The sequence below is a fragment of the Streptomyces sp. NPDC043861 genome (assembly GCF_056435905.1).
This window is the reverse complement of the sequence record NZ_JBWKDP010000021.1, coordinates 1-15,976: the sequence shown is the minus strand read 5'-3', so window position 1 is coordinate 15,976 and position 15,976 is coordinate 1. Positions and strand designations below refer to the sequence as shown.

General features: G+C 71.2%; 14 protein-coding genes. 10 read left to right on the top strand and 4 right to left on the bottom strand.

The window, feature by feature from the left end:
- Window positions 1-141: 141 nt before the first annotated feature.
- Complete coding sequence (locus AC068D_RS33995) at window positions 142-600, bottom strand: hypothetical protein (protein WP_478826991.1); 459 nt, start codon at window positions 598-600, stop codon at window positions 142-144.
- 475 nt (window positions 601-1,075) lie between these two features.
- Between AC068D_RS33995 and AC068D_RS33990 the strand changes: the two genes are divergently transcribed.
- Window positions 1,076-2,836: an acetyl/propionyl/methylcrotonyl-CoA carboxylase subunit alpha gene (locus tag AC068D_RS33990; protein ID WP_478826990.1), complete on the top strand. Its 1,761-nt coding sequence runs from the start codon at window positions 1,076-1,078 to the stop codon at window positions 2,834-2,836.
- A gap of 123 nt (window positions 2,837-2,959) precedes the next feature.
- Window positions 2,960-3,487 carry a TetR/AcrR family transcriptional regulator gene (locus tag AC068D_RS33985; RefSeq protein WP_478827097.1) on the top strand — a complete coding sequence of 176 codons (528 nt, stop codon included), beginning with the start codon at window positions 2,960-2,962 and terminating at the stop codon, window positions 3,485-3,487.
- Between the two features lie 108 nt (window positions 3,488-3,595).
- On the opposite strand, the gene AC068D_RS33980 is transcribed toward AC068D_RS33985, so the two are convergent.
- Window positions 3,596-4,486 (bottom strand): DeoR/GlpR family DNA-binding transcription regulator, encoded by an 891-nt coding sequence (locus AC068D_RS33980; RefSeq protein WP_478827096.1) that lies wholly within the window; start codon window positions 4,484-4,486, stop codon window positions 3,596-3,598.
- Between the two features lie 170 nt (window positions 4,487-4,656).
- Window positions 4,657-6,096 carry an NAD(P)H-quinone dehydrogenase gene (locus AC068D_RS33975; protein ID WP_478826989.1) on the bottom strand — a complete coding sequence of 480 codons (1,440 nt, stop codon included), beginning with the start codon at window positions 6,094-6,096 and terminating at the stop codon, window positions 4,657-4,659.
- A gap of 184 nt (window positions 6,097-6,280) precedes the next feature.
- On the opposite strand from AC068D_RS33975, the gene AC068D_RS33970 reads away from it, so the two are divergent.
- From AC068D_RS33970 to AC068D_RS33955, 4 genes are all read left to right on the top strand, one after another.
- Window positions 6,281-6,718, top strand: coding sequence for a gamma-glutamylcyclotransferase family protein (locus AC068D_RS33970; protein ID WP_478826988.1), 438 nt, complete (start codon window positions 6,281-6,283; stop codon window positions 6,716-6,718).
- 102 nt (window positions 6,719-6,820) lie between these two features.
- On the top strand, window positions 6,821-7,630 hold the full coding sequence (locus tag AC068D_RS33965; RefSeq protein ID WP_478826987.1) for a purine-nucleoside phosphorylase: 810 nt from the start codon (window positions 6,821-6,823) through the stop codon (window positions 7,628-7,630).
- A 483-nt stretch (window positions 7,631-8,113) separates the two neighbouring features.
- Window positions 8,114-9,778 carry a phospho-sugar mutase gene (locus tag AC068D_RS33960; RefSeq protein ID WP_478826986.1) on the top strand — a complete coding sequence of 555 codons (1,665 nt, stop codon included), beginning with the start codon at window positions 8,114-8,116 and terminating at the stop codon, window positions 9,776-9,778.
- A gap of 215 nt (window positions 9,779-9,993) precedes the next feature.
- The gene (locus tag AC068D_RS33955) at window positions 9,994-11,190 is read left to right on the top strand and encodes a mannosyltransferase family protein (protein WP_478826985.1); all 1,197 of its coding nucleotides are present in this window, start codon (window positions 9,994-9,996) and stop codon (window positions 11,188-11,190) included.
- A gap of 18 nt (window positions 11,191-11,208) precedes the next feature.
- On the opposite strand, the gene AC068D_RS33950 is transcribed toward AC068D_RS33955, so the two are convergent.
- The gene (locus AC068D_RS33950) at window positions 11,209-11,865 is read right to left on the bottom strand and encodes a PH domain-containing protein (protein ID WP_478826984.1); all 657 of its coding nucleotides are present in this window, start codon (window positions 11,863-11,865) and stop codon (window positions 11,209-11,211) included.
- Window positions 11,866-11,962: 97 nt separating this feature from the next.
- Here AC068D_RS33950 and AC068D_RS33945 point away from each other — a divergent pair, with 97 nt between their 5' ends.
- From AC068D_RS33945 to AC068D_RS33930, 4 genes are all read left to right on the top strand, one after another.
- Window positions 11,963-12,169 (top strand): hypothetical protein, encoded by a 207-nt coding sequence (locus AC068D_RS33945; RefSeq protein WP_478826983.1) that lies wholly within the window; start codon window positions 11,963-11,965, stop codon window positions 12,167-12,169.
- 360 nt (window positions 12,170-12,529) lie between these two features.
- Entirely contained in the window at window positions 12,530-13,477 is a 948-nt protein-coding gene (gene deoC / locus AC068D_RS33940; RefSeq protein WP_478826982.1) for a deoxyribose-phosphate aldolase, read from the top strand.
- A gap of 12 nt (window positions 13,478-13,489) precedes the next feature.
- Window positions 13,490-14,929, top strand: a complete 1,440-nt coding sequence (locus tag AC068D_RS33935; protein ID WP_478827095.1) for an aldehyde dehydrogenase family protein — start codon at window positions 13,490-13,492, stop codon at window positions 14,927-14,929.
- Window positions 14,922-15,836 (top strand): aldehyde dehydrogenase family protein, encoded by a 915-nt coding sequence (locus AC068D_RS33930; RefSeq protein ID WP_478826981.1) that lies wholly within the window; start codon window positions 14,922-14,924, stop codon window positions 15,834-15,836. The genes AC068D_RS33935 and AC068D_RS33930 overlap by 8 nt, the downstream gene beginning before the upstream one ends.
- Window positions 15,837-15,976 lie beyond the last annotated feature (140 nt).

Sequence of the window (15,976 nt, the reverse complement as noted above, 5' to 3'; positions counted from 1 at the left end):
GCGAACCCGGGTTCGCCCGGTCCGAACCGCCCGGGCCCGGACCGTGGGCCCGCCGCACCGGCCGTGGTCAACGGGGCAAAGCCGGGACGGCTCATGCGGACAAGCGCCGGGCGGCTCATGCGGACGAGCCCCGGGACGGCCCTATGCGGGCGAAGCGCCGTTCGTCTCCGCCGGGGGCGCGTCGGCCGGCTCCGCGGCGGCGGGCTCCGTCCTCCCGCCGTACGCCAGCAGGGTCAGCACGATCAGGCCCAGCACCGTCATCATGAACGCGAAGGCGGCCCAGCCGACCAGGCCGACGGTCAGCGCGCCCAGCACGCCGTGCACAACCGCGCAGATGATCAGCAGGACACGTCCGAAGCGGCCCGGCGCACGGTCGCGCAGACCCGCGAGGAGCAGCACCAGTCCGCAGGCGGCGAGATAGAGGCCGAAGAAGCCGCCCATCGCCCAGGTGCCGGTCGACATGACATCGGGGTCCAGGCCGTCGAGGGACATGCTCTGGTTGTCCACGACGGTGGCGAGAACCCCATTGACCGCCACGAAGCCGACGGCCTCCAGGAAGAGCACGAGCGCGGCCACCACGGCCACCGGTCTGCGCGCCACAGCGCCCACCCCCTCAGTTCTCAGCGTCTGTTACCTGCAGTACAAACGGCACCGCGAACGCTACTCATGGGTAAACCTTTGGACAAGGGTCCGGACACAGGCAAAGAATCATTCGGCCATTCGTAGGGACTCCACAAAGAATCGTGTCGCGCCGCTGACCGGCCGCGCAGAGACCTTGACCACATCCGAGGGCTACGCTGCACAGCAGGAACGCGGCGTACCGTGGTGCGACAAGGGGATTCGCGATGCGGGAACACCCCGGATCACCCTCCGTGTGGGCAAGCTCACGAGTGGGAACGGGTCGAAAGGCCGTGTCGGTAGTCCCTAAACTCAGCGTGTTTGAGCGAAGTCTTCGGCGCGGTGACCCGCCGAGTGCTCCGACCGGGGTGAGCGAGCCGGCCGGGGGCCGGCCCGCGGCGTAGCCGCAGACCGGGGGTGGCATCCCCCCGGACAACACAGCAAGGAGGGAGCCATCGTGCGCAAGGTGCTCATCGCCAACCGAGGCGAGATCGCTGTCCGCGTTGCCCGTGCATGCCGGGACGCCGGGATCGCGAGCGTAGCCGTCTACGCCGATCCGGACCGTGACGCACTGCACGTCCGCGCGGCCGACGAGGCGTTCGCCCTGGGCGGTGACACTCCGGCGGCCAGTTATCTGGACGTGGGCAAGGTCCTCCAGGCCGCAGCCGATTCGGGCGCTGACGCGATCCACCCCGGTTACGGCTTCCTCTCCGAGAACGCGGACTTCGCGCAGGCCGTCATCGACGCGGGCCTCACCTGGATCGGCCCGCCGCCGGCCGCGATCCGCGACCTGGGCGACAAGGTGGCTGCCCGCCACATCGCCCAGCGCGCCGGGGCCCCGCTCGTCGCCGGTACGCCCGACCCGGTCTCGGGGGCCGACGAGGTCGTCACGTTCGCCAAGGAGCACGGGCTTCCGATCGCGATCAAGGCCGCCTTCGGAGGCGGCGGGCGCGGTCTGAAGGTCGCCCGCACCCTGGAGGAGGTCCCCGAGCTGTACGACTCCGCGGTCCGTGAGGCCGTGGCCGCGTTCGGACGCGGCGAGTGCTTCGTCGAGCGCTACCTGGACAAGCCGCGCCATGTCGAGACCCAGTGCCTGGCCGACCAGCACGGCAACGTGGTGGTCGTGTCCACCCGTGACTGCTCGCTCCAGCGCCGCCACCAGAAGCTCGTCGAGGAGGCGCCCGCGCCCTTCCTCAGCGCCGAGCAGAACGCGGAGCTCTACCGGGCGTCCAAGGCCATCCTCAAGGAGGCCGGTTACGTCGGCGCCGGCACCGTCGAGTTCCTGGTCGGTACGGACGGCACGATCTCCTTCCTCGAGGTCAACACCCGTCTCCAGGTGGAGCACCCGGTCACCGAAGAGGTCACCGGCATCGACCTGGTCCGCGAGATGTTCCGCATCGCCGACGGCGAGGAGCTCGGCTACGACGACCCGGCGCTGCGCGGTCACTCCTTCGAGTTCCGCATCAACGGCGAGGACCCGGGCCGCAACTTCCTCCCGGCTCCCGGCACCGTGACCTCGTTCGTGCCGCCGACCGGCCCGGGTGTCCGGCTGGACGCCGGCGTCGAGTCCGGCTCGGTCATCGGTCCCGCCTGGGACTCACTGCTCGCCAAGCTGATCGTCACCGGCGCGACCCGTGAGCAGGCGCTGCAGCGCGCGGCGCGTGCGCTCGCGGAGTTCCAGGTGGAGGGCATGGCCACGGCCATCCCGTTCCACCGCGCTGCCGTCACCGACCCGGCATTCGCTCCGGCGGAGGGTCCGTTCAAGGTCCACACCCGCTGGATCGAGACCGAGTTCGTCAACGAGATCAAGCCCTTCGCCGCCCCCGCCGACCTCGAGGTGGAGGACGAGCCGGGCCGCGAGACGGTCGTCGTCGAGGTCGGCGGCAAGCGTCTCGAGGTCTCGCTGCCGTCGTCGCTGGGCATGACACTCGCGCGTACCGCCGCTGCAGGTGGTGCCAAGCCGAAGCGCCGCGTGGCCAAGAAGTCCGGCCCGGCGGCATCCGGCGACACCCTCGCCTCCCCGATGCAGGGCACGATCGTCAAGGTCGCGGTCGAGGAGGGCCAGCAGGTCAACGAGGGCGACCTGGTCGTCGTGCTCGAGGCGATGAAGATGGAGCAGCCGCTCAACGCCCACCGCTCGGGCACGGTCAAGGGCCTGTCCGCCGAGGTCGGCGCTTCGGTCACGTCCGGTGCGGCGATCTGCGAGATCAAGGACTGACGTTCGGTTCGCCGTCCGTGTGGGCCTGCCGGGACTCCCGGCGGGCCCACCTGTGCGTACGGCATTCTGGAGGGCATGACCACGGGCACGGACACCGACACGGAGGCCGCAACGGCACGCCCGATGCGGGCCGACGCGCGACGCAATTACGAGCGGCTGCTCGTCGAGGCGCGTGCCGCGTTTGCGGAGCACGGTACGGATGCGTCGCTCGAGGACATCGCACGCCGTGCGGGTGTGGGAATCGGGACGCTGTACCGGCACTTCCCCAACCGGCACGCACTGATGGACGCGGTCTTCCAGGAAGCGCTGGCGTCGCTGCTCGAACGGTCGAGGGAACTGGCCTCGGCGGAGCAGCCGTGCGGCGCGCTCGTGGAGTGGCTGCGCGCCATCGTCACCCATGCGGGTGAATACCGGGGTGTGGCACGGGCGCTGATGTCGGAGTCCCTGTCCCAGTGCAGTATTCCGCTGCGGGAGGCGGGGGCGCTGCTGCTCGCTCGGGCTCAGGAGGCGGGCGCAGTACGGGCAGACGTCTCGATCGGCGACCTGATGCAGCTCACCAAGGCCATCGCCCTTGCGGCGGAGCAGGACCCGGAAGATCCCGAACTGGCGGACCGCCTGCTGACGCTGACCCTGCGCGGCCTGAAGGCGTAGCGCCTCCGGTCGTTCGGGGTGCGTGTGCGGTTGTCGGGCCTGGACCGACAACCACACCGGCACCTGTGACCCCGGGCCGCACACGCTCCCCGAACCACCGGGAGAGCCTCAGCGGCGGCGGAGGTCCGCCACACGCGCGCGCTCCGGCTGGTCCGTGGCCAGGGCCGCCGCCGCGGCCCGGAGCCCCGGCCCCGGGTGGGTACGGCGCTGGCCGGGAAGCGGGACCTCATGGCGAGGGCGGGCGCTCTCTCCACCGCCGCCCGCGACCGCGACCTGGACACCCTGGTCGGCGAGGGCCTGCAGCTCGGTCGCCGCACGGTCGTCGTGCGGGGGCGGCTCGTCCGTCACCAGGCGTGTGATGACATCGGTCGGCACCGTCTGGAACATCGTGTCGGTGCCCAGCTTCGTGTGATCGGCCAGGACCACCACCTCCGCCGCGGCCTGGACCAGTGCCCGGTCCACGCTGGCCGACAGCATGTTGGACGTGGACAGGCCACGCTCTGCTGTGAGGCCACTGCCCGAGAGGAACGCCCGCGAGACGCGGAGCCCCTGCAGCGACTGCTCGGCCCCGCTGCCGACGAGCGCATAGTTCGAGCCACGCAGCGTGCCTCCGGTCATGACGACCTCGACACGATTCGCATGGGCCAGCGCCTGTGCGACCAGCAGCGAGTTGGTCACCACGGTCAGACCCGGGACCCGCGCGAGCCGGCGTGCCAGCTCCTGCGTGGTCGTTCCCGCGCCGACCACGATGGCCTCGCCTTCTTCGACCAGGGCCGCGGCGGCATCGGCGATGGCCGTCTTCTCCGCGGTCGCGAGATGGGATTTCTGCGGGAAGCCGGACTCTCGCGTAAAACCGCCCGGCAGTACCGCACCGCCGTGCCGGCGGTCGAGGAGTCCTTCTGCCTCCAGTGCCCGCACGTCACGCCGTACGGTCACTTCGGAGGTCTGGACAACGCGGGCGAGCTCACGGAGCGAGACGGCTCCATTGGCGCGCACCATTTCGAGGATCAACTGACGACGTTCTGCAGCGAACACGAAACTGACAGTAACCCCGACGCCCGATACTTTTCAGCACTTTGCGCCGAATTGGCGAAGTTGCTCATAGGCCGAGTCGAAACGTGGTAAGGCGATCGCGGAAGTACGTCCCGCTTGGCGGCGATTGACCCCTGTTACGCCTCGCCGGACGCCTTTCGCGTGTGGAGCTGCCGTGCGACCTCCGCGATCGAGCCCGACAGCGAGGGGTACACGGTGAAAGCGTTTGCGATCTGTTCCACCGTCAGATTGTTGTCGACCGCGATCGAGATGGGGTGGATCAGTTCCGATGCGCGGGGCGACACGACCACGCCACCGACGACGATGCCTGTGCCCGGACGGCAGAAGATCTTGACGAAGCCGTCCCGGATGCCCTGCATCTTCGCGCGTGGGTTGCGCAGCAGCGGGAGCTTGACGACGCGGGCGTCGATGACGCCGCCGTCGACGTCCGCCTGCGTGAAGCCGACGGTCGCGATCTCGGGGTCGGTGAAGACGTTCGAGGAGACGGCCTTGAGGTTCAGCGGGGCCACCGCGTCGCCCAGGAAGTGGTACATCGCGATCCGGCCCTGCATGGCCGCGACCGAGGCCAGGGCGAAGATGCCGGTCACGTCTCCGGCCGCGTACACACCGGGTGCGGAGGTGCGCGAGACCTTGTCGGTCCAGATGTGACCGGACTCGGTGAGCCGGACCCCGGCCTCCTCCAGACCCATCCCGGCCGAGTTGGGGATCGCACCGACGGCCATGAGGCAGTGGGTGCCGGAGATGACCCTGCCGTCGGCCAGGGTCACCTCGACCCGGTCGCCGACCCGCTTGGCGGACTGGGCACGGGACCGGGCCAGGACGTTCATGCCGCGGCGGCGGAACACGTCCTCCAGGACGGCGGCGGCATCCGGGTCCTCGCCCGGGAGCACGCGGTCACGGGAGGAGACGAGGGTGACCCGGGAGCCCAGCGCCTGATAGGCGCCCGCGAATTCGGCGCCGGTGACACCGGAACCGACCACGATCAGCTCATCGGGAAGTTCGTCCAGGTCGTACACCTGGGTCCAGTTCAGGATCCGCTCACCGTCGGGGAGCGCATCGGGGATCTCGCGCGGGTGGCCGCCGGTCGCGATCAGCACGGCGTCGGCGGTGAGGGACTCCTCGCTGCCGTCGGCCACGGTGACGATCACCTGACGCGAGCCGTCCATGGCCTGGCGCCCGTCGAGCCGCCCACGTCCGCGCATGACACGGGCTCCGGCCCGGGTGACGGATGCGGTGATGTCGTGGGACTGGGCGAGCGCGAGCCGCTTCACCCGTCGGTTGACCTTGCCCAGGTCCACGCCGACGATCCGGGCGGCCTGCTCGATGTGCGGGGTGTCGTCCGCGACGATGATGCCCAGCTCCTCGTGCGAGGAGTCGAAGTTGGTCATCACCTCGGCGGTGGCGATCAGCGTCTTCGAGGGTACGCAGTCGGTGAGCACGGAGGCTCCGCCGAGGCCGTCGCAGTCGACGACGGTCACCTCCGCGCCGAGCTGGGCCGCCACGAGGGCCGCCTCGTATCCGCCGGGTCCGCCACCGATGATCACGATCCGGGTCACTGGGGTACGCCTCGCGCTCTCGCTCTGCCGGGTGGTCCGTCGCCCCCTATTGTCCCGCACGCCTCAAGGTGCTTCGCGCCGGGGCCCGGGTGGGGGACGGCGGCAGCCGTGCAGTGATCGGGGCGACGCCCGTGCGGTCGTCGGGACGGGCGGTCACGGGTCCCCCTCCCGTACCCTCGATCCCATGTCGCTCTACGCCGCGTACGCCGGCAACCTCGACGCGCGGCTGATGACCCGCCGCGCCCCGCACTCCCCGCTGCGCGGCACGGGCTGGCTCAACGGCTGGCGTCTGACGTTCGGTGGCGAGCAGATGGGTTGGGAGGGGGCGCTGGCCACCATCGTGGAAGCGCCGCGTTCCCAGGTCTTCGTCGCGCTCTACGACGTCGCGCCGCTGGACGAGGACTCCATGGACCGCTGGGAGGGTGTCGGGCTGGACATATACCGGCGCATGCGGGTCAGGGTGCACACCCTGGACGGCGAGGAGGCTGCCTGGGTGTACGTCCTGAACGGGTACGAGGGCGGGCTGCCGTCGGCCCGCTACCTGGGCGAACTCGCGGACGCCGCCGAGTCGGCGGGTGCGCCGCACGACTATGTGATGGAGCTGCGCAAGCGCCCTTGCTGACAGCCCCGGGGCCTGTCCTTGTGCAATACGACGAGGAATGGGCTCCAGACTAGTGAGCATCGTCATCTACGCGCGTAGGGTTTCACGGGCTAGGCTTTCCTCGTGAACGTTTCTGTTACCCCGGATCCCCACGCCGCCGCCTCCGACGCCGCTGCACGCCTGCGCGAGCTCACGGGCGCCGAGACCCACGACGTCGCCCTGGTGATGGGCTCCGGCTGGGCGCCGGCCGTCGACGCCCTCGGCGCACCCGAGACCGAGTTCCCGGTCACCGAGCTGCCCGGATTCCCGCCGCCCGCCGTCGAAGGACACGGGGGCAAGGTGCGCTCGTACAAGATCGGCGACAAGCGCGCGCTGGTCTTCCTCGGCCGTACCCACTACTACGAGGGCCGTGGCGTCGCCGCCGTCGCCCACGGTGTGCGCACTGCTGTCGCCGCCGGCTGCAAGACCGTCGTCCTCACCAACGGGTGCGGCGGTCTGCGCGAGGGCATGCGCCCCGGGCAGCCCGTGCTGATCAGCGACCACATCAATCTGACGGCCGCCTCCCCGATCGTCGGCGCGAACTTCGTGGACCTGACCGATCTGTACTCGCCGCGCCTGCGCGCACTGTGCAAGGAGATCGACGCGACGCTCGAGGAGGGCGTGTACGTCCAGTTCCCCGGCCCGCACTACGAGACTCCCGCCGAGATCAACATGGTCCGCGTGATGGGCGGCGACCTCGTCGGCATGTCGACGGTCCTCGAGGCGATCGCGGCGCGCGAGGCCGGCGCGGAGGTTCTGGGCATCTCCCTCGTGACCAACCTGGCGGCGGGCCTCTCGGGCGAGCCGCTCAACCACGAAGAGGTCCTCCAGGCGGGGCGCGACTCCGCGGCTCGCATGGGCGAGCTGCTCACGCAGGTTCTGGCGCGTATCTGATCCCCGTGCCCACGGGGTGCCGGCGGGGTTGGGGTTGCCGGTGCCCCGTGCGGCCCCGGGGTGTCCGTCCCCGCGCTCCGGACGGACGTGGCGGTCGGGGCGTTCCGGGGTCGGGACGGTTGCCGCTGCGCGGCTCGGGCCCGGGAGGCGGCACGGCGTACGGCGCGACCCCGCCTGCGGATGGCACCGCCGTGAGGTGCCGCGCAGCACGCTCCGGTGTCCCTGAGAAGGACAACCCTGCGCCTCCCCCTCCCGCCGGCTGACGCCGTCCGTCGGGGCTCCTGCCTGGCCGCGGGAGGCAGCGCACCGGGGCGAGCCGTACGGGTCCCGCCGACCGATCGGGCTCCCACCCGGGCAGGGCCGACGAATTTCCCGGCTGGGCCGACACCACGGCCGGTGCACCGCACACGCCCCCGGAACGGGTAGGCGTAGACGCAGACCCAGACCCAGATCCTCACAACGACAGCAGAGAGGCACATCACCGTGGCGCAGGACCTGTTCGCGCGGGCTCGGGCTTGGCTGGCCGAGGACCCCGATGCGGAGACCCGGGACGAGCTGGGCAAGCTCATCGAGGCTCAGGACACGGCGGAACTGGAGGCCCGGTTCGCCGGAACGCTGCAGTTCGGGACGGCCGGGCTGCGCGGGGAGCTCGGGGCCGGGCCGATGCGGATGAACCGCGCGGTGGTCATTCGCGCCGCGGCCGGCCTCGCCGCGTACCTCAAGGCCCAGGGCCACACCGGCGGTCTCGTCGTCATCGGCTACGACGCCCGCTACAAGTCCGCGGACTTCGCCCGTGACACCGCGGCCGTCATGACCGGCGCGGGACTGCGCGCAGCCCTGCTGCCGCGGCCGCTTCCGACGCCCGTACTCGCGTACGCGATAAGGCATCTGGGCGCCGTGGCAGGTGTCGAGGTGACCGCGAGCCACAACCCGCCGCGCGACAACGGCTACAAGGTCTACCTGGGCGACGGTTCCCAGATCGTTCCCCCTGCCGACGGCGAGATCGCCGCCGGGATCGACGCGGTGGGCGCTCTGCGCGACGTTCCGCGCCCGGAGACGGGCTGGGAGACCCTCGGGAACGAGGTCCTGGACGCGTATCTGGAGCGCACGGACGCGGTCCTGACCGAGGGCTCCGCCCGTACCGCGCGCGTCGTCTACACGGCCATGCACGGCGTCGGCAAGGACGTGGTGCTGGCGGCATGGGAACGGGCCGGATTCCCCGCGCCGGTGCTGGTGGCGGAGCAGGCGGAGCCGGACCCCGCCTTCCCGACCGTCGCCTTCCCCAACCCGGAGGAACCCGGCGCGATGGACCTCGCCTTCGCGAAGGCGCGTGAGGCCCGGCCGGACATCGTCATCGCCAACGACCCGGACGCCGACCGGTGCGCCGTCGCCGTTCCCGACGACGGTGTGGACGGCGGCTGGCGGATGCTGCGCGGGGACGAGGTCGGCGCCCTGCTCGCCGCGCACCTCGTCCACAAGGGGGTGTCCCCGAAGGACGCGAACAGCACGTTCGCGGAGTCGATCGTGTCGTCGTCGCTGCTCGGACGGATCGCGGCGGCAGCGGGGATCGGCTACGAGGAGACCCTGACCGGCTTCAAGTGGATCGCCCGCGTCGAGGGGCTGCGGTACGGCTACGAAGAGGCGCTGGGCTACTGCGTCGACCCCGACGGGGTCCGCGACAAGGACGGCATCACCGCGGCGTTGCTCGTCGCCGAACTTGCTTCGGAGCTGAAGCAGCACGACCGTACGCTCTCGGACCTGCTCGACGACCTTGCGGTCGAGCACGGCCTGCATGCCACGGACCAGCTGTCGGTGCGCGTCGAGGACCTCGGCATCATCGCGGACGCGATGCGCCGGCTGCGGGAGCAGCCGCCCGTGCTGCTGGCCGGGCTCCAGGTCGTCTCGGCCGAGGACCTGACGAAGGGCAGCGAGCTGCTTCCGCCGACGGACGGTCTGCGCTACTACCTCGAGGGTGAGTTCAAGGCGCGCGTCATCGTCCGCCCGAGCGGCACCGAGCCGAAGCTCAAGTGCTATCTGGAGGTCGTGGTCCCGGTCGGGTCCGCGAGCGAGCTGGCGGGGGCGCGGGCGCGGGCCGCGGACGTCCTCGCGGCGATCAAGCGAGACCTGGCGGAGGCCGCCGGCATCTGAGTCCGGTCCGGCACACGGCCCGGAGGCCGGCCACGGCGGGCGGGGCACCGCCACCCGCACGGCCACCGGTGTGGCACGGGCGCACGGGCAAAGGCAGCCCTGGCCCTCGTACGGGTGAATCGCCTACGGCAGCTGACGCAGCGACCCGTGCCCGCCCGTGGCTCCCGGGCGAAGGTGACCCCGGTACCTCCCGCCGAGTCACCGGAGCAGCCGCCGTGCCCCCGACCGCGACAGAGCACCGCACCGTCCCCGCCTCCCGTCGGCCGCCGGCCACGGGGGGCGGTGGCGTGCGGGGCAGGGAGAACCGGCTGTTCCGGGCCCTGCGGAGAGCCTCACCCGCCCTGTTCGGCTATCTGACGATGCGACTGCTGGGGCTGCTGGTACTGGCGCGATGGGCGCATGTCCAGGGCCGCGGCATCCGGCCGACGCTCGCCACGACCTGGGACTCGCGCTGGTACGTCGGCATCGCCGAGCACGGCTACCAGCAGGAGCTCGGCACCGCACTGGACTCGAACAACCTGGCGTTCTTCCCGCTCTACCCGCTGCTGGTCAGGGCCGTGGCGGCCGTGACACCCGGCACCCTTGCCTCCGTGGCGCTCGTGATCGCCGTGGTCTCTTCGCTGATCGCCGCCTGGGGGATCTTCGCGGTCGGCGACCGGCTGCACGGGAGGCGTGCCGGCACCGTGCTGGCCGTGCTGTGGGGGGCTTCACCGGTCGCGGTCGTCCAGTGGATGGGCTACACCGAGTCGCTGTTCACCGCATGCACGGCCTGGGCCCTGTACGCAGCGCTCAGGGGCCGCTGGCTGTGGGCGGGTTCGCTCGCGGCACTGGCCGGGCTGACCCGGCCGACGGGCATCGCCGTCGCCGCGGCCGTGACGGTGGCCGGGCTGCTGGCAGCCGCCAGGGCCCGGGACCGGCGGGCGCTTGCGGGGGCACTGCTCGCGCCGCTGGGGTGGTGCGCGTTCGTCGCCTGGGTGGGGCAGCGGGTCGGGCGCTGGGACGGCTACTTCGCCGTCCAGAAGCTGTGGCGCAACCAGTGGGACGGCGGCCGGAGAACGTTGTGGGAGCTGCGCCGGCATCTCGCCTACGACGCGAGCCCTGCGCTGTTCCTGGTGCTGGTGTCGGTCGTTCTGGTGGTGTCCGCCGCGCTCTACCTGCTCTGTGTGGTGGACCGCCAGCCGCTCGTGCTGCTCGTCTTCACCGGTGTGCTGCTGCTCGTGGTCCTCGGCAGCGGTGGCGTGTTCTTCCCGCGCGCCCGCTTCCTCATGCCCGCCTTCCCGTTGCTGCTGCCGGTCGCGGTGGCGGTGGCGCGGACGCGACGGGCGGTCGCCGTGCTGGTGCTGGGCGGGGCCGCGCTGTCATCGGCTTGGACGGGGGCCTATCTCCTGCTGGTGTGGACAGGGCCCCCGTGACGGCGCGACGGCCAGGGCTCAGCCGACGGCCAGCAGCACTGCCAGAAGGATCGCGCCCGCGACGGCGGGGCCTGCGATCTCGTACGCCCAGCGCTCCTCCGGCTCGCCCTGGGCACCTGGCCGGGAGGCGGAGCGCTCGGCCAGCTCCCGCAGATCGGTGACGGTCTTGTCCGCGGGCGCCAGCCGGGAGGCGGAGTCGGTGACATCGGCACTGACGGACGTACGGCCGTGGGGGTCGTCCTGGGAAGCCGTCATCTGACGGCGCGCGGCGCTCTTGCGCTTCCGCAGCGACACCGGCACGGCCCACAGCTGGTACTTCGTGCCCTTCCGGGTGAAGACCTCGCTGGAGTAGCCGGCCCGCACGTCGGCGACCGCGCCCCACGGGAGCGTGATCGTGCGGAAGGGGTTCCGGATCCGGAGCCGGTCGTCGTTGGCGAACACGGCGGGGCGCAGGGTGAAGGCGACGATCAGAGGCACCACGAACAACAGCCCCGCGAGTGCCAGCCATGGTGTGCGGCCCTCGCCGCGCACGAGCGCGTCCCCGCCGATCCAGGCCACCACGGCCAGCATGAGCGCACCGGCCACGATGCCGGGAGTCGACCGGAAGACACGGTCGGCGTACGTCGGCTCCGCGGGCGGCTGCTCGGGGCCCTGGCCTGGGCTGGGGGTCGTCATGCTCCCGATTCTGCCTCACCCGTCTCAAGGGGCGGGATCCGCGTACGGGATGACGTTGTCGGGCCTGTGGCCCTCGGTGAGTCCCCCGCCGCAGGTGATGAGACGCAGCTCCGGGCGGGCGGTGTCGCCGTGGACCTTCCTCGTCGGGAACGCCTTCGCCGACCTGCTCCGGCTCGCGTACGCGGAAGGCGGCGATGGTGCCGTCGGCGCGCGAGGCGCTGCTCTCGTCGCCCACCCGGACCTCGGACACGTCCTTCGGGACGGCCGGGGTCCGGTCCCACCGGGTGTGACGCCCTCGTCGTAGCGGCCGATGCGGTCCGCTTCGGCGGCGGACGGAACCTCATGGCGGTGGCGATGGCGGTGCGACGGGCGGTACGCACAGCGACTCCTGTGATTCAGGTGGTGGTTGGGGGAGAGCCGCATGCCCGCCTGCGAGGGGACACCTCCCACTGCGAAGCCAGTGGGGAAGGGTGGCCGGTGAGCCCCGGCGGGGCTGAACCGATGAATTCGATGCTCTTGTGGGGGGAGGCATCCACTCCCCGTCACAGACGTGAACAGACGTGTGACCGGCCATACACGCATGCCCTCACCTGCATATTCCGCTCTCGATCCGAAGCGGGACTGTACAGGTCGCTACGCGCGTAGATATGCTCCCCTGGTGACCATGCCCACCATTGCACCTGCATTCGCTGACGTGACCACGTCCGACAGCGCACTGCGCCGCTTCCTGCACGGGCTGCCCGGTGTCGACTCCGTCGGCCTGGAAGCGCGCGCCGCGTCTCTCGGCACCCGTTCGATCAAGACGACGGCCAAGGCGTACGCCATCGACCTCGCCATCTCGATGATCGACCTGACGACGCTGGAAGGCGCGGACACCCCGGGCAAGGTCCGGGCGCTCGCCGCCAAGGCCGCCAACCCCGATCCGACCGACCGTACGACCCCGAGGACGGCCGCCGTCTGCGTCTATCCCGACATGGTGGCCACCGCCAAGGCCGCCCTGCAGGGCACGGACGTCAAGGTCGCCTCCGTCGCCACCGCCTTCCCGGCAGGCCGCGCCGCACTCGACGTGAAGCTCGCGGACACCCGTGACGCCGTCGCCGCCGGAGCCGACGAGATCGACATGGTGATCGACCGCGGCGCCTTCCTCTCGGGCAGGTACATGAAGGTCTTCGAGGAGATCCTGGCCGTCAAGGAGGCCTCGGGCGCCGCACGTCTGAAGGTCATCTTCGAGACCGGTGAGCTCTCGACGTACGACAACATCCGTCGCGCCTCCTGGCTCGGCATGATGGCCGGCGCCGACTTCATCAAGACGTCGACCGGAAAGGTCGCGGTCAACGCGACCCCGGCGAACACCCTGCTCATGCTCGAGGCCGTCCGTGACTTCCGGGCGCAGACCGGGGTACAGGTGGGCGTGAAGCCCGCAGGCGGCATTCGCACCAGCAAGGACGCGATCAAGTTCCTGGTGCTGGTCAACGAGACCGCCGGCGCGGACTGGCTGGACAACCACTGGTTCCGCTTCGGCGCCTCCAGCCTGCTGAACGACCTGCTGATGCAGCGCCAGAAGCTGGCGACCGGCCGTTACTCCGGCCCCGACTACGTGACGGTGGACTGAGACCCCATGGCAATGAACAAGCAGCCCTTCGAATACGCGCCCGCTCCCGAGTCGCGGTCGGTCGTCGACATCGCACCGTCGTACGGGCTCTTCATCGACGGCGAATTCACCGACGCCGCCGACGGGAAGGTCTTCAAGACGGTCTCCCCGTCCACCGAGGAGGTCCTCTCCGAGGTCGCCCAGGCCGGCGCCGAGGACGTGGACCGCGCGGTGAAGGCCGCACGGAAGGCGTTCGAGAAGTGGTCGGCGCTGCCGGGCGCCGAGCGCGCCAAGTACCTCTTCCGTATCGCCCGGATCATCCAGGAGCGCTCGCGCGAGCTGGCCGTCCTGGAGACCCTCGACAACGGCAAGCCGATCAAGGAGACCCGCGACGCGGACCTCCCGCTGGTCGCGGCGCACTTCTTCTACTACGCGGGCTGGGCCGACAAGCTGGACCACGCGGGCCACGGCCCGCACCCGCGCCCCCTCGGCGTGGCCGGCCAGGTCATCCCCTGGAACTTCCCGCTGCTGATGCTGGCCTGGAAGATCGCCCCCGCGCTCGCCACCGGCAACACGGTGGTGCTGAAGCCCGCCGAGACCACTCCGCTGTCGGCCCTGTTCTTCGCGGACATCTGCCGCCAGGCCGGGCTGCCGAAGGGTGTCGTCAACATCCTTCCGGGCTACGGGGACGCCGGCGCCGCACTCGTCGAGCACCCGGACGTGAACAAGGTCGCCTTCACCGGCTCCACCGCGGTCGGCAAGGCCATCGCCCGCCAGGTCGCCGGTACGGACAAGAAGGTGACGCTGGAGCTGGGCGGCAAGGGCGCCAACATCGTCTTCGACGACGCCCCCATCGACCAGGCCGTCGAGGGCATCGTCGGCGGCATCTTCTTCAACCAGGGACAGGTCTGCTGCGCGGGCTCGCGGCTGCTGGTCCAGGAGTCCGTCCAGGAGGAGCTGCTGGACTCGCTGAAGCGCCGGCTGTCCACGCTGCGCCTGGGCGACCCGCTGGACAAGAACACGGACATCGGCGCCATCAACTCGGCCGAGCAGCTGGCCCGTATCACCGCGCTGGTGGAGACCGGTGAGGCCGAGGGCGCCGAGCGCTGGTCCGCCCCGTGCGAACTGCCGTCCGCCGGCTACTGGTTCGCCCCGACGCTGTTCACGAACGTCTCCCAGGCACACACCATCGCGCGGGACGAGGTCTTCGGCCCCGTGCTGTCGGTGCTGACGTTCCGCACCCCGGACGAGGCCGTCGCCAAGGCCAACAACAGCCAGTACGGCCTGTCGGCGGGCATCTGGACGGAGAAGGGCTCCCGCATCCTCGCGGTGGCGAACAAGCTCCGTGCGGGTGTCGTGTGGGCCAACACCTTCAACAAGTTCGACCCGACCTCGCCCTTCGGCGGCTACAAGGAATCGGGCTTCGGCCGCGAGGGCGGCCGTCACGGTCTGGAGGCCTACCTCGATGTCTGATGCGACGCGTCTCAGTGTCTTCAAGACCTACAAGCTGTTCGTCGGGGGCAAGTTCCCCCGCAGCGAGAGCGGGCGGGTGTACGAGGTGACCGCTGCAACATCAGCCGCCGGTGCGGCGGGCAAGGGCAAGTGGCTGGCCAACGCCCCGCTCTCGTCGCGCAAGGACGCCCGTGACGCGGTCGTCGCGGCGCGCAAGGCGTTCGGTGCCTGGTCGGGCGCGACCGCGTACAACCGCGGCCAGATCCTCTACCGCATCGCGGAGATGCTCGAGGGCCGCAGGGACCAGTTCGTCCGCGAGGTGGCCGACGCCGAGGGCCTGTCGAAGTCCAAGGCGGGCGCGGTCGTGGACGCCGCGATCGACCGCTGGGTCTGGTACGCGGGCTGGACCGACAAGATCGGCCAGGTCGTGGGCGGGGCCAACCCGGTCGCGGGCCCGTACTTCAATCTGTCCGCCCCCGAGCCGACCGGTGTGGTCGCGGTGCTCGCCCCGCAGGCGTCGCCCTTCCTGGGCCTGGTCTCGGTGGTCGCCCCCGCGATCGCCACCGGCAACACGGTCGTGGTGATCGCCTCCGAGAACGCCCCGCTGCCGGCCCTGTCGCTGGGCGAGGTGCTGGCCACGTCCGACCTGCCCGGCGGTGTCGTCAACATCCTGTCCGGCCGCACGGCCGAGATCGCGGCCCCGCTGGCGGCCCACCAGGACGTCAACGCGATCGATCTGACGGGAGCGGGCGAGGAGCTCGCCAAGGAGCTGGAGACCGCCGCCGCGGACAACCTCAAGCGGGTGCTGCGCCCCCGCGCCGAGGACTGGTCGGCGGACCCGGGCACCCACCGGATGACGGCCTTCCTGGAGACCAAGACGGTCTGGCACCCGACGGGTTCGCTGGGCGCTTCCGGCTCGGCCTACTGATTCCACACGGCGGCGGGGGGGGGGGGGGGGGGTGGGGGGGGGGGTGGGGGGGGGGGGGAGGGGGGGGGGGGGGTGTTGGGGGGGGGGGGGGGGGGTGTTTTGGAGGAGGTTTGCCCCGGAAGGCCGAGATCCCCCCCCCG